14 protein-coding genes are annotated in these 14,334 nt (G+C 27.0%); 4 read left to right on the top strand and 10 right to left on the bottom strand.

Features of this window, described 5'->3' with window-relative positions:
• Positions 1-235: 235 nt before the first annotated feature.
• Both truD and GBG18_RS09540 read right to left on the bottom strand, forming a co-directional pair.
• Positions 236-1,300 (bottom strand): tRNA pseudouridine(13) synthase TruD, encoded by a 1,065-nt coding sequence (truD, locus tag GBG18_RS09545; RefSeq protein ID WP_152190550.1) that lies wholly within the window; start codon positions 1,298-1,300, stop codon positions 236-238.
• 42 nt (positions 1,301-1,342) lie between these two features.
• Complete coding sequence (locus tag GBG18_RS09540; RefSeq protein ID WP_152190548.1) at positions 1,343-2,164, bottom strand: thiamine-phosphate kinase; 822 nt, start codon at positions 2,162-2,164, stop codon at positions 1,343-1,345.
• Positions 2,165-2,305: 141 nt separating this feature from the next.
• Here GBG18_RS09540 and GBG18_RS09535 point away from each other — a divergent pair, with 141 nt between their 5' ends.
• Positions 2,306-2,692: a class II SORL domain-containing protein gene (locus GBG18_RS09535; protein WP_152190546.1), complete on the top strand. Its 387-nt coding sequence runs from the start codon at positions 2,306-2,308 to the stop codon at positions 2,690-2,692.
• 153 nt (positions 2,693-2,845) lie between these two features.
• On the top strand, positions 2,846-3,949 hold the full coding sequence (locus GBG18_RS09530) for a nitrous oxide reductase accessory protein NosL (protein ID WP_152190544.1): 1,104 nt from the start codon (positions 2,846-2,848) through the stop codon (positions 3,947-3,949).
• A 57-nt stretch (positions 3,950-4,006) separates the two neighbouring features.
• On the opposite strand, the gene ppnP is transcribed toward GBG18_RS09530, so the two are convergent.
• Positions 4,007-4,324: a pyrimidine/purine nucleoside phosphorylase gene (gene ppnP, locus GBG18_RS09525; RefSeq protein WP_152190543.1), complete on the bottom strand. Its 318-nt coding sequence runs from the start codon at positions 4,322-4,324 to the stop codon at positions 4,007-4,009.
• Between the two features lie 112 nt (positions 4,325-4,436).
• Here ppnP and GBG18_RS09520 point away from each other — a divergent pair, with 112 nt between their 5' ends.
• Complete coding sequence (locus GBG18_RS09520; protein WP_152190541.1) at positions 4,437-4,691, top strand: hypothetical protein; 255 nt, start codon at positions 4,437-4,439, stop codon at positions 4,689-4,691.
• An 8-nt stretch (positions 4,692-4,699) separates the two neighbouring features.
• Positions 4,700-5,314, top strand: coding sequence for a recombination protein RecO (recO, locus tag GBG18_RS09515; RefSeq protein ID WP_152190539.1), 615 nt, complete (start codon positions 4,700-4,702; stop codon positions 5,312-5,314).
• 20 nt (positions 5,315-5,334) lie between these two features.
• On the opposite strand, the gene GBG18_RS09510 is transcribed toward recO, so the two are convergent.
• From GBG18_RS09510 to GBG18_RS09480, 7 genes are all read right to left on the bottom strand, one after another.
• A complete protein-coding gene (locus GBG18_RS09510) occupies positions 5,335-6,153 on the bottom strand; it encodes an HDOD domain-containing protein (protein ID WP_226896390.1) in 819 nt (272 codons plus the stop codon).
• 86 nt (positions 6,154-6,239) lie between these two features.
• Positions 6,240-7,343, bottom strand: coding sequence for a redox-regulated ATPase YchF (gene ychF, locus GBG18_RS09505; RefSeq protein ID WP_152190536.1), 1,104 nt, complete (start codon positions 7,341-7,343; stop codon positions 6,240-6,242).
• 109 nt (positions 7,344-7,452) lie between these two features.
• Positions 7,453-10,266: a response regulator gene (locus GBG18_RS15865; protein WP_152190534.1), complete on the bottom strand. Its 2,814-nt coding sequence runs from the start codon at positions 10,264-10,266 to the stop codon at positions 7,453-7,455.
• Positions 10,267-10,396: 130 nt separating this feature from the next.
• Positions 10,397-11,830 (bottom strand): leucyl aminopeptidase, encoded by a 1,434-nt coding sequence (locus GBG18_RS09495; RefSeq protein ID WP_152190532.1) that lies wholly within the window; start codon positions 11,828-11,830, stop codon positions 10,397-10,399.
• Complete coding sequence (locus GBG18_RS09490; protein WP_152190531.1) at positions 11,820-12,539, bottom strand: DedA family protein; 720 nt, start codon at positions 12,537-12,539, stop codon at positions 11,820-11,822. Before GBG18_RS09490 ends, GBG18_RS09495 begins: the two co-directional genes overlap by 11 nt.
• An 11-nt stretch (positions 12,540-12,550) precedes the next feature.
• On the bottom strand, positions 12,551-13,759 hold the full coding sequence (trpB, locus tag GBG18_RS09485; protein ID WP_152190529.1) for a tryptophan synthase subunit beta: 1,209 nt from the start codon (positions 13,757-13,759) through the stop codon (positions 12,551-12,553).
• Positions 13,760-13,771: 12 nt separating this feature from the next.
• Positions 13,772-14,326 (bottom strand): adenine phosphoribosyltransferase, encoded by a 555-nt coding sequence (locus GBG18_RS09480; protein WP_152190527.1) that lies wholly within the window; start codon positions 14,324-14,326, stop codon positions 13,772-13,774.
• Positions 14,327-14,334: the final 8 nt, after the last annotated feature.

Genomic DNA, 14,334 nt, shown 5'->3' with positions numbered 1-14,334 from the left:
AATTTATTTTTTCTTTTTCATGTTCTAAAATTGATAGAGAATTTACTTTATCATTTATTGTTTCTAAGTTATTATAAATAGCTAAGGCATTATTTTCAGACTCTTTTATGACATCACATAATTGAACTATTAACTCTTCATATTGCATAAATATCCTTTAGTAAGTAAACTATATTACTAGTTTAACTTATTTAAACTTAACTAAAAGATATTATTAAAAATTATTAGTAGATTTTTAATGAATTATTTCTGCAATTAATTCAGTTGCATAACAACCTTTTGGTAAAGTAAATTTTAATTCCATCCAATTTTTATCTTCTTTATAGTTACTTTCCACTTCATCTGGGAAAATCCATGCAAATCTTCTTGCCCCATCTTCACCAGTTGGTGCCTCATACTCTTTTTCTATTTCATAGGCTAAATCAACTGAAGTTTTAACTCTCTTGCCTGATAATAATCCAGTAGGAACTCTATCTCTATCATAAAATTTATCTGATTCTGTTTCTAAATCTTCAATAGTAAATATTTTTCCAAATGGGTAATGAGATAATAAATCTCCTGTTATTAGTTTTAAAGGATGTTTTTGTTTCTTCATTCTTTTAACAACGTCAAGAGGAAGATTTAATTTTTCACAAATCTCTTTTGGTTCAAAAGCATCAACTAGTTTTGATATTTCGATTCTTTTTGAAAGCCAAGAATTAAATAAGTAAGACTGATATGCATTAATATACATTTGTTTTAAATTTCTTCTTTTCTCTTTTAAAGTACCTTCAATAATAGCCTTACCTTTTTTATAGTTATCACCCTCTATTCCAAATCTTTGAAATCCAAAATAGTTTGGCATTCCTAAACTCACAATACTTCCTAAAGCAGCTTCAATTTTTCTAGAATCTAAGACATTAACTCTTTTTAATCTAATAAAAAACTTATTACCTTTTAGATGCCCTACTTTAATTTTATTGTTATGATAAGTAGTTTCTAAAATTTTAATATTTGGATGATTAAATGTTTTTAATTTTTCTTCATATTGTTTATGAATAGAGATAGTTTGTACTGTCATTGCATTTTTATCTTTTAATCCTGCATAACCTATGTCTCTGCTTTTACAACCAACAAACTTTGCAATGATTTCTAAGGCATCCCAAGTTGCTAAATCTTTTTTTCTTATTTTTAAAATAAGATGTTCACCCTCACCTGAAAATTCGTATAATGGTATTTCTGTTACAACAAAATCATCTTTATTTTGTTTAAATAGTACGTCTATTTTAGAGTGATTTAAATATCTTTGTAATTGTTTCAATATCTTTCCTTAGATTTTTTATTAGTTTATATTTTGTAATTTTTAAAAATGATGGTTTTTACTTTTCGTTTCATATTTACCTTTAATAGCTTTTGCAAATATATTTAATTTTACTTTATGTTTTTTTGCTATTTTTTCAATTTTACTTAAATGCTTTTTATTGAAAGAAAAAAGAATTTCATACTCTTCTCCTGATGTTCCAATATCCTCATGAATTTGTTTAAAAAATTCAAAGCCAATATTACTTGCTTTTGAAACTCTTTGTAATTCAAAAAAAAGTCCATCTGAAATATCAAGCGCTGAACTTATATACTTAGAACTTTCATAAAAAAAATCTGCATTTAATTTAGGTTTTATAAACTTAGATTTTTTACTTATCTTCTTTCCTGCAAATAATTTTGCTAAATCTTTTTTACAAGTTCCTAATGTTCCTGTATAACAAAACAAATCATCTTTTTTTGCACTTGAACGAAGTATTGGATTTTTTGTTTTAGAAATAATCGTAATTGAAATATCAAGTTTATTATTTGATATTGTATCTCCACCAATTATTTCAATATTAAACTCTTTAGCAGCTTTTTTAAAGCCTTTGGATAATTGATTTAACTCTTTAGTACTATATGTTGATGGAATTGCGACACTAAGTAATGCATATTTAGGAATTGCATTCATAACTATTGCATCTGAAATATTAACAATCATAGCTTTGTAAGCTATTTGTTTTAAGCTAAACCACTCTCTTTTAAAATGAATATTTTCAAAAAATGCGTCCATAGAGTAGACATGTGAGCCTACAACTGCACCATCATCACCTATAAATTTACTATTTGAAAACTGTTTTATAAAATACTCTTCTTTATTCATTCGCAATTATACCAAATATGAGCAAAATATACACATGTTCATTCTCAAATGATAATAATTAATATAGGATATATTTTATCCTATTTACTTTTAGAAAAATTATAGTATAATAAGGCTAATTTAAAAAACTTAGGAGAAATTATGCCAAAAATTAACAAATATGTTGATATTGATACTGTAGAAAGAGAAGCGAAGAAAGATTTAATTGATAGACATTCACCATTTATTCACTGTGCTGCAACTGCAAAACAAGGTGAGCCATTTGAAGTAACTGTTAAAATGGGTAACGAATATACTCATCCAGATGATTTTGATCACTATATTGAATCAATTACATTATTCAATGCTGATGTAAAATTAGCTCAAGTTACTTATGTTCCAGGAACATTAGGAAATATTAAAGCACATAATACTACAACTTTTACAATTATTCCAACTGGAAAAAAATTAAACTTAACTGCTCATGGTTACTGTACTAAGCACGGTATATGGGAATCAACAGCTGTTGAAGTATCTGTAGAAGCGTAAGCTTTTTATTTAACTTAAACAAGTAAAAAAGGTAAAGATTAAGTTCTTTGCCTTTTTTTATTTCTTTTTAAACTCTACTTTATTGATTTAGATTAACAAATAATTAACTACTTTTTTATATACTTCTTTTAATACACAAAAAAAGGAAATATAATGTTAAAAAAACTTCTAGTTTTATTCACTGCACTAATATTAAGTACTTCTTTACTTAATGCACAAGATAATAAAATGTTCCAAACAGTTAAGCCTTCAGAAGCTACATTAGTAAAAACAGATTCAAGCAAAAGTTTTTGTAATGTTTGTGGTATGCACTTAACAAAATTCTATAAAACAAGCCATGCAACTACATTTAAAAATGAAAAGAAAGAACAATACTGTTCAATTCGTTGTCAAGCTCATATACATAATGATCATGCTGATAAAATAAAGCAAATTGAAGTTGTTGATACAAAATCTTTAAAACTAATTGATGCTAAAAAAGCTACTTATGTTGTAGGTTCTTCAAAAAAAGGAACGATGAGTGCTATTAGTAAATATGCATTTGAGAAAAAAGAAGATGCTTTATCTTTTCAAAAAAACTTTGGTGGAGAAATTCATAGTTTTGAAGAAACATTAAAGATAGCAAAAGACTCATTATCAAAAGACACAATGGCTACAACAAAGAAAAGAATGATGATGGCAAAAAAAGGTAAAAAGATATACTCTTCAATGTGTAAACAAGATAAATTCCCTGAATTTAATTCAGTTGGAGAGAGTAAACAATATATTATTGATAATAACTTATGTAAAACGCTAAAGCCTAAAATGCAACAAGCAGTTGCTATTTATTTATATGACCCTGTATTAGCTGCAAATAAAGATAAAATGATAAAAGTAGCAAAAGATACTAAATGTCCTGTATGTGGAATGTTTGTATCAAAATATCCAAAATGGGTAGCACAAATAGAAGTAAAACAAAAACATTCACACTATTTTGATGGAGTAAAAGATATGATGAAGTTTTACTTTAATCCATCAAAATTTAAACACACACACAAAACACAAGATATTTCAAAGATGCTTGTTACAGACTATTATAGTTTAAATGCAATAAATGCTAAAAGTGCTTACTATGTAATGGGCTCTAATATCTATGGTCCAATGGGGGAAGAGTTAATTCCATTTAAAACAAAAAAAGAAGCAGAGGATTTTTCAAAAAGTCATTTTGGAAAAAAGGTATTAAAGTTTGAAGAGATAAAAGAAGAGTTTTTATATTAGAAGATAAAGTAATACGAATTAATTCGTATTGCTTTATAAATAAAGTTTAAATTATATTTATCTAATTTTTATAAAAGAACAACAGTAGTCAACTAAGGAATGAACTCTTAATTTAAATTTTGAATTTGCAGGAACTTCAAATGTAGCTGGTCCAGTATACTCAACCCATTCTTGAGCAGGTAATAAAACTTCTAACTTTCCTCTTTGAATGTCCATTATTTCTGTATGAACTGTATTTAACTCATATTCTCCAGGTAACATAATACCTAATGTCTTTCTAGAACCATCTTCAAATTCAATACTTCTACTTGTAATATTCCCTTCAAAAAGAACACTTGCAGCTTTTGCGATAGAAACATTATTAAATTCTGCCATATAACTTCCTTACATAAATTTTATAAATTGTAACATAAAGTTTATTTAGTTTTATTGAAGCAAAAGGCTAGTTCTTTTTAGATATAATTGCCAAAAATAAATAAGGATAACTATGACTATTCAAGATGAATTAGCATCTTTACTAAAAAATGATGTATTAATTGAAATAGAAGATTATATTGATGAATTATTTGAAATCATTGCATCAAAAAAAGAAGATGAAAGAACAAAAGAAGAGTTAGCTTCAATGCAAGAAATGAGAGAAGATTTTAATGACATGCTAAAAGATTTAGCTGCAGGTGAAATTGATGAAGAAGAAGCTAAAGAGATAATGGAAGAGATTAATGAAATGAGAAAAGAGGACTAATATTTTTTATGCAAGGTTATATAATAGATATTAAACCTGTAAAAGATGATGACCTAATAGTATCAATACTAACAGAAACATCTATTTTAACTACCTATAGATTTTATGGTGCAAGGCACTCTAATATCAATATAGGTTATAAAATAGATTTCGAACTAGAAGATACAAAATCTACAATTCCCAGACTTAAAGATGTTATACAATTAGGCTTTCAATGGATTTTAGACTATGAAAAAATGTATTGTTGGCAAAGATTTGTTAAACTATTTTATCCACATTTAAAAGAGCTTGAAGAGATTGATGCTTTTTATTTTTATAATCTTGATAACTTAGTTCATATTATGATAAAACAAAATGCACTAAGAGCAATTTGTGAATCATATATAACTATTTTAGAGTATGAGGGAAGACTTCATACTGATTATGAGTGCTTAATATGTGAAAATAAAATCATTGAAAATATATCACTTGTTAGAGGTTTTTTACCTGTTCACGCAAAATGTACTTATTCTAAAATTTTTGACTTAAAAAAAATTAAAGAGTTATTTGAGCAAAAAAAATTAATAAATTTAACAGATGAAGAAGTTGAGTATTTATGGGAGATAATTTTACAAGGTTTGTAATTAAAACAAACTATTAGACTTTATTCGTCTAATAATCTATCTTGTAATGTTTCAATAGCTTTTTCTAATGTTTTAACATCTAAGCCATATTTTGTAGCTTTTTCAATAGCTTTAGCAACACTTTCATCACTTAATGGATTAGAGATACTACATACTGTTTTAATTACATCAAGTATTTGGGCTTTCTGTTTTTTATCTTCAGCACATTTTGGAATATCATCAACAAATTCGATTAAATCAATTAAGTTTTCACTTAATTTCCAATGTCTAAATATTTTTGCAGTGATTTCAGAAGTCGTTAATCCAACTATTTCTTTTTCAGCATTTGCTAGTGAAGAACCAGAAGCAATCATTGCTTTAAACTCATCAGTTTTTTGCTCACTAGTAATAATATCTGCTAAAATAAATTTTCCAGCTTCTTGTAATAAAGCAGGTAATAAAATCTCATCTTTTAAATCAACATCAACTCTTGATAACCAAAGACTAGTAAGTGTTGAAGAAAGATTTGAAGCTCTCATAAAATCATCACTAGAGATACTATAAGGCTCTAAATTTGTATTAAGTAAATTTTGAACTGTTCCACCAATTGCTATTGAAATAGTAAAATTAATACCTAATAAATTAATTGCACGACCAGGAGTTTCAACTTTTGATCTAAATCCAAACATTGCAGAGTTTGATATCTTTAATAAAGTAGAAATAATTAATGCATCTTTTTCTATTATTAATAATAGTTCAGATGCTTCCTTTTCATATTTTTTCCTAAACTCTTCAATCTCTATAATTGTTTTTGGTAAAGGCGGTAAAGATTCTATTTTCTCTAATATATTACTAGTCAAAATGAACTCCTGTTTTTTTTGTTATTTTTTTATTATAACTAATTATATATCAATTAAATATAAATTATTAAAATTAAAAAACTATATTATGTATTAAATCTAAAATGCATCACATCGCCGTCTTTAACAACGTAATCTTTTCCTTCTAATCTTAGTTTTCCAGCCTCTTTTGCTTTAGCTTCTCCACCTAAAGAAACGAAGTCTTCATAGGCAATTACTTCTGCTTTAATAAAACCTTTTTCAAAGTCATTATGAATTACAGCAGCTGCTTGTGGTGCTTTTGTTTCTTTTTTAATAGTCCAAGCTCTAACTTCCATCTTACCTGCAGTAAAATATGATTGAAGTCCAAGTTTATCAAAAGCATGATGAATAATTTGCTCTAATCCTGATTCTTCAACGCCTAAATCTGTTAAGAACTCTTGTGCTTCATCATCTTCTAAACCAACTAATTCTTCTTCAATTTTTGCACATAATACAATCACATCAGCATTAACACTATTTGCATGTTCTTTTACTAAATCAACATATTTATTTCCACCATCTGCTAATGAATCTTCATCAACATTTGTTCCATAAATTATACTTTTATTTGATAATAATCTTAACTCTCTATCTAATTCAATAAAGTTTTCATCATCTCTATCTTCAAATGCAGATGCTGGTTTTAAATCTTCTAAATGAGCTAATAAAGCTTGTGCAATTGGTAATTTTGCAGCTGCAGTTTTATCAAATTTTGATTCTTTTTTTAGCTTATCACACTTTTTTTCAACTTGTGTGATATCTGCATAAATAAGCTCTGTTTCAATGATTTCAATATCTCTTAATGGATCAATTCCACCTTCAACATGAACAACATTTTCATCTTCAAAACATCTAACCATATGCAAGATAACTTCAACTTCTCTAATATTAGATAAAAATTGATTACCTAAACCCTCACCTTTTGAGGCACCTTTTACTAAACCTGCAATATCAACAAAATCAATTGTAGAGTGCTGAATTTTCTCTGGATCAACAATTTTAGCTAATGCATCTAATCTCTTATCAGGTACTGGAACAACTGCCTTATTTGGCTCAATAGTACAAAATGGATAATTCTGTGCTTCTGCATTTTGTGCTTTTGTTAACGCGTTAAACGTTGTCGACTTTCCTATATTTGGTAATCCTACGATTCCTACACCTAGTCCCATTTATTTCCTTTTACTTTTTGATATTATTCTAATATCTTTTACAATCTTTTAAGAAGTTTATTGAAGCAGATTATAAACGAAAATGCCAAAGAAATAGATAAAACGATAATTAACTTTGAATAACTCTTATAACTTCATCTAACTCTACAGATAAATCATCTAAGAGTTTACTTCTTTTTTCATTTTCTGTTTCTTTTTCAATCTTAATACAAATTTCATATAAAACTTTTAATGAAAGGTTTCCACTAACACCTTTTAGTTTATGAATATCGTTATTAAAACTTTCATTATTTAAACTACTTTTAAATTCATTAATACAGTTTTTATATTCATTTATAAACTCATTTAATAATTCATTTGCAAGTTCACTACTTCCAACTCTGTTTAAAAGTTCTTCGAAATCCAAATGAATATTTGAACTACTTACTTGTTTTTTACTTTCATTTAAAACAACTAGATTTGGAATATATTTATTAATACATTTAAACAACTCATCAAACTCAATTGGCTTTGCTAAGTGATCTTGCATTCCTACCTTTTTAGATAATATTTTATCTTCAGGCATTACAGCTGCAGTTAAAGCAATGATTGGTGTCTTATCATCAAATTGCCTAATACTTAATGAAGCATCAAAACCATTCATTTTTGGCATATGTAGGTCCATTAAAATCATATCAAACTTATTAGATTTACATATATTTACAGCTTCAATACCATTATTTGCTAGAGTTACTTTTACTCCAACTCTTTTTAATATTTCTTGACACACTGTTTGATTAATCTTATTGTCTTCAACTACTAATATATTTGCATTAATACTATTTATATTTTTTTCTTTTTCATAATCATTATTACTATTTTTATAATTTTCTTTATTTGATTCTTCAAACTCAATTAATGTATCATAAATTGAAGAGGGAGTAAAAGGTTTTCTTAGAATATTATTTACTATAACATCTTCATCTTTTAATTTTTGCTTTAAATTATCCTCTTCATATGCTGTAACCATAATAATTTTAGGACAAGTTTTCAAATTCTTTTCTTGAAGTTCTTTAATAAAATCAACCCCATCAATTTCAGGCATAATCCAATCAACTAAAATATAATCAAAATGAGCGCCCTCTTCAATCTTTGATAATGCATCTTTTGCATTTAAACAACTATATGTTTTGATTTCCCAGGATTTTAATATATTCTCTATAATTCTAATATCTATTTCATTATCATCAATAACTAAAAAATTCTTACTTTTAAAAAGTGTATTATTAAATTCAAAGGCATCTTCATATTCTAAATCGATTGTAAAAGAGAAAATAGTTCCTAAGCCTTTTTTACTTGAAACTTCTATTTTTCCATTCATTAATTCAATTAACTCTTTTGTAATAGTAAGACCTAAACCACTTCCACCATAAACTCTTGTAGTTGAATCATCAATTTGAGAAAAAGATTTAAATAATTTCTCTTGCTCATTTGCATCCATTCCAATTCCAGTATCTTTTACACTACATTTTAATACCAAGTTATTATCGTTTTTTTCAATTAAAGTTGCATTTACTTCAATTGAACCTGTATCTGTAAACTTTATTGCATTACCAACAAGGTTATTAAGAATTTGTGTAATTCGATGAGGATCACCTATTAATATTCTTGGAATATTATTGTCAAAATCGATATGTAAATCAATCTCTTTTTTATAAGCTTGATAATCAAAAAGATCTGTTACATTTAAAAATAATTTATCTAATTCAAAAGTTGTTTTTTCTAAACTCAACATATTTGCTTCAATTTTTGAATAGTCTAAAATATCATTAATAACGTTTAATAAAGCCTTTGAAGAAATCTCTGATTTTACTAAGAATTCTCTAATTTTAGTGTTTGGATTAGAATCAAGTGCTAATTTATTTAAACCAATTATTCCATTTAATGGAGTTCTAATTTTATGACTCATTGTAGCTAAAAACTTACTTTTTGCTTCATTTGCATTTTTTGCTTCAATACTTGCCTCTTCAAAAGATTGCATTAAATTTTTTTGTTCTGTTATATCTTGAAAAATCCCTTCAATCTCTGCAATTTTATTGTTTTCATATATTGCTCTAAATTTTGTAAAAAAGATTAAAGTTTTATTCTCTTTTGTTTGAATTTCAAATTCAAAAGAGTCTTTATCTTTTATATCTGAAATTTTTATTTTTAATTTATCTAAAAAATCTTTATTAAAAAACTTTTTTAATTCATCAAAATTAAAAGATTTTTTTTCAATATCTTTGTAATTTAAAAGGTTAAAAAAATTATCATCAAAAGTAATCAACCTATCTTCATAATTGTACTTAAAATAACTAAGCTTAACTAAAACAGATGTCTCGATTAGCCTATCATCAGTTTTTGAAATTATTTTTGATAAGCTATTGAAGATTCGTGAAATAAATAATGATGAAATTATTCCAAGTAAAAATACAATAAAAGAAACAACTATATACTCTTTAAACTGATCTGTTTTTAATTGTGTTATATATTTGTCTTTTAATTTTACAAGTAAATAAAGTTCATTTGAAACATCAAAATCAAACTTCTTGATAAAAACCTCTGAATTTTCATATTGATTGTTTTTTAAGGCATTTGATATTTCATTTTTATATTCATCATTAAGATTATATTTTTTATCTAAATAGAAACCCCAACTTTTTTCTTTTTCATAGTGAGTTAATGTATTTCCATCTTTATCAAATAAAATTGTATTATAAATGGTATTATCTTTTAAGGTATCTAAGAAATTTTCCATATTATAATTAATAATAAGAATACCATTAAAACCGTTATTTTCTCTTATTGGTAAAATAGCTCTAATAGTAGGAGTAAAAGGTTTTTGAACCTTTTCATTTTCAATGTTTAAATCTAAGTTTGAAAACCAAGCTTCTTGATTTTTCATATTTAGTGAATGAGAAAAATAAAACTAAAAATAACACCTATTGTAAATAATATAAGAATATATTCTACTTTTATATTTTTATATTTTTTTAGACATTTAAATTCCTATTTTATTTTTACAATATTTATTTTTACTTATCTATATTTTTTAAAAACTCTATTGTCATTCTAACTCCAGCGCCACTTGCTCCATAAGGATTATATCCCCAAGCTTTTTCAACAAACGCAGGTCCTGCAATATCAAAATGAATCCATTTTTCTTTATTTTCTTTCTTTAAAAAATTATCTAGAAATAATCCTGCAGTAATAGCTCCACCATATCTAGTACTTGCAATATTTGAAATATCTGCAATATCAGATTTTATAGTTTTCTTTAAATATCTATTAAAATCTAATGTAGTTGCATATTCACCAGATTTTAAAGCTGATAAAACTGCATTTCTTTTTAAGATTTCATTATTACCCATAATTCCTGTTGTATATTGTCCAACGCCTACTACACAAGCACCAGTTAGGGTTGCATAATCAAATATATAATCAATATCATGAATTTCATCTTGTGCATAACATAGACAATCTGCAAGAACAAGTCTTCCTTCAGCATCTGTATTTCTAACTTCTATTGTAGTTCCATTCTTTGCAACTAAAACGTCATCTGGTTTATAAGCATCTCCACCTATCATATTTTCAACTGCACCAATTACAGCATGTACTTCAAAAGGAAGTTCAAGTTTTGCAATTGCCCAAATAGTTGCTAATACTGCACAACCACCTGCTTTATCAGATTTCATTGTTACCATATAATCAGCAGGTTTTAAAGATAATCCACCTGAATCATAAGTAAGACCTTTTCCTACTAAAACAATTTTCTTTTTTGCATCTTTTGGTTTATATGATAAGTGAATTAGTTTTGATTCATGAATTGAAGCACGACCAACACTTAACATTGCATTCATATCATTTTTTTCTAAGAACTTTTCACCTTTGATTTTATACTCAATTTTTGCATCTTTTGCTAGCTTTTTAGCTAATTTTGCCATTACATCTGGATAAAAATCGCCAGGAGTTGTATTTACCATGTCTCTTGCTTTATTTACTGCTTTTGAAATAATAGTAGATTCATTTAATATTGAATTTAATTCAATATTATCAAGACTTGGAGAATCTTCTTGAATTGAAATTATTAGTTCTTGTTTTTTCTTTTTCTCTTGCTTTGATTTATAGTTATCAAAAGTATATGAACCTAAAAGTGTACCCTCGACAATTGATTTTAAGATTTTTGAATCAAAAGAGTTTAAGTCTACTTTTGCAGTTTTAAAATTAGTTGTTTGAAACTTCTTAATTGCAGTTGCAATTGCAATTGCAAGACAATCATATGTCTCTTCTTCATAAGCTACAAATATTTTTCCTGATTCTGGTAAATAAACCATAACTTCATCTGAAACTTTAAAGTCTAAACTCTCTAATAACTCTTTTTCTTTTAAATTTTCAATACTATTTACTAATACTATTTCAATATCTGATTTTATTTTATTTATTTTTGTATTTGTTAAATTAATTTTCATTTTTTTCTTCTACTTTTTTTGAATTTTTCTTTTCTGCTTTTTGTGATGCTTTATTAAAGTAATAAATAATACTACCTCCAAATCCTAAAGCAATTGGAAGAGCTAAGTACCAATGTTCTTTTGCCCAATGTAATATCTTTAAAATCTCTTCTCCAAAATACCAAACAGGCACAATTGTAATTGCAGCCCAACACCAAGCTGAGATAAGGTTTATAAATGCAAATGTTTTTGCATCATATCTTGTAAGTCCGATTGAAATTGGAATAATAGTTCTCATTCCATACATGTATCTTTGTGCAAAAATAATAGGCCAGCCATATTTTTGAAGCAACAAATGAGCTAAGGCAAACTTTCTTCGCTGACCTTTAAATTTACTATGAACATATGATTTATTAAATCTACCTATATAAAAATAGACTTGATCCCCTGCGAAGCCACCAAGTCCAGCTACAAAAATAGCTATATAAAGATTCATATCTCCTGTATGTGCTAGTAATCCAGCCATGATAAGACCAGCTTCTCCTTCAAGCATACCCCAAGCAAAAAGTATTATATATCCATACTCTTTTAGTAAATAAACGAATCTATTTTCAAAACCATCAACTGGTGCTTGATAAAGATTGTAAGCTAAAAAAGAGAAGAAAACAATAACAATGCTTGCTAATATCTTTCCTGAATGGGGTTGAAACTTTTTAAAGAACTGTTCCATCTTTTTCCTTTTTAGTCAAAATTTAGTAAACTTTTCGCCTGTATCATATCTTTATCACCACGTCCAGATAGATTGATAATCACAATTTTATCTTTTAGTTTATCTTTTGCCTTTTTTAAATAAGCAATTGCATGTGAGCTTTCAAAAGCAGGAATAATACCCTCTTTCCTACTTAACCATACAAAGGCATCTAAAGCTTCTTTATCTGTCACAGAATCATATTGAACACTATTATTATCTTTGTGAAAAGCGTGTTCTGGTCCAATTCCTGGATAATCAAGTCCAGCTGAAATAGAGTGGGCTTCAGTTATTTGTCCATCTTCATCTTGTAAAAGATAAGAGCATTGCCCATGTAATACTCCAGGACTTCCTTTTGCAAGAGAACATCCATGTTTATTTGTATCAATTCCTAAACCACCTGCTTCAATTCCAACACAAGTCACTTCTTTATCTTCTAAGAAATGCGAAAACATACCAATAGCATTTGAACCACCACCAATACAAGCAACTACATAATCAGGAAGTCTATTCTCTTTTTCTAAGATTTGTTTTCTAGCTTCATAACCAATAACTGCTTGAAAATCTCTAACCATCATAGGGTATGGATGTGGACCAGCAACTGTTCCAATTATATAGAAAGTATCACGTGCATTTGTAACCCAGAATCTAATTGCGTCATTCATTGCATCTTTAAGTGTTTTACTTCCACTTTCTACGGCAATTACTTTTGCACCTAAAAGCTTCATTCTAAATACATTTAATTCTTGTCTCTCAACATCTTTTGCACCCATAAAAACTGTACATTCTAAACCCATTAAAGCAGCAATAGTTGCAGTTGCAACTCCATGTTGTCCAGCTCCAGTTTCAGCAATAACTTTTGTTTTTCCAAGTTTTTTTGCTAGTAGTCCTTGAGCAATTACATTATTTACTTTATGTGCTCCTGTATGATTTAAATCTTCTCTTTTTAAATATACTTTTGCACCTATTTCTTCTGAGATGTTTTTTGCAAAATATAAAGGATGTTCTCTTCCTACATAATCTTTAAGTAGTGAATTTACTTCAGCCCAAAACTCATCATCAAATCTATATTTTTTATACTCTTTTTCTAATTCTTTTAAAATAGGCATTAATGTTTCAGGAACATATTGTCCTCCAAAAATTCCAAATTGACCTTTTTCATCTGGATCAAAAAGGCTTGGTTTTGGTATATAATCATTCATATTTTTTCCTCTTTATATTTCTAATACAGAATAAACAGGTGCTACTTTCTCAAGCTTTTTAGCACCACCTAGCATTTTAATATCCATTAAAAAACACATCTCTACTAAGTTTACATTTAATTTATTTATTAAGTTTGCAGCAGCATAAGCAGTTCCACCACTTACGATAATATCATCTATTAAAAGTACTCTTGCATCTTTTGTATCTCTAAATGCATCTAAGTGTAATTCTACTTCATCAAAACCATATTCTAATTCATATTTTTCACATACAGTAGTACTAGGAAGTTTACCTTTTTTACGAACTGGCACAAAACCAATACCTAAACGATCAGCTAATGCTGCTCCAAAAATAAAACCTCTAGAGTCAATTCCTGCAATATAATCTAAGTTGTAATCTTTATATCTATCTTCAAAGTGAGACATTAAAAGTGAGTATGCTTCTTTATCATTTAATAATGTTGTAATATCTTTAAAAACAATACCAGCTTTTGGAAAGTCCTCAATACTTCGAATAGAGTTTAATAATATATTTTTTTCATCTTCTGTTAATAATTTTTTATTCAAATATAATC

Source organism: Poseidonibacter ostreae (assembly GCF_009208075.1).
GTDB classification, from domain to species: Bacteria; Campylobacterota; Campylobacteria; order Campylobacterales; family Arcobacteraceae; genus Poseidonibacter; species Poseidonibacter ostreae.
This window is presented reverse-complemented; position numbering and strand designations above follow the sequence as displayed.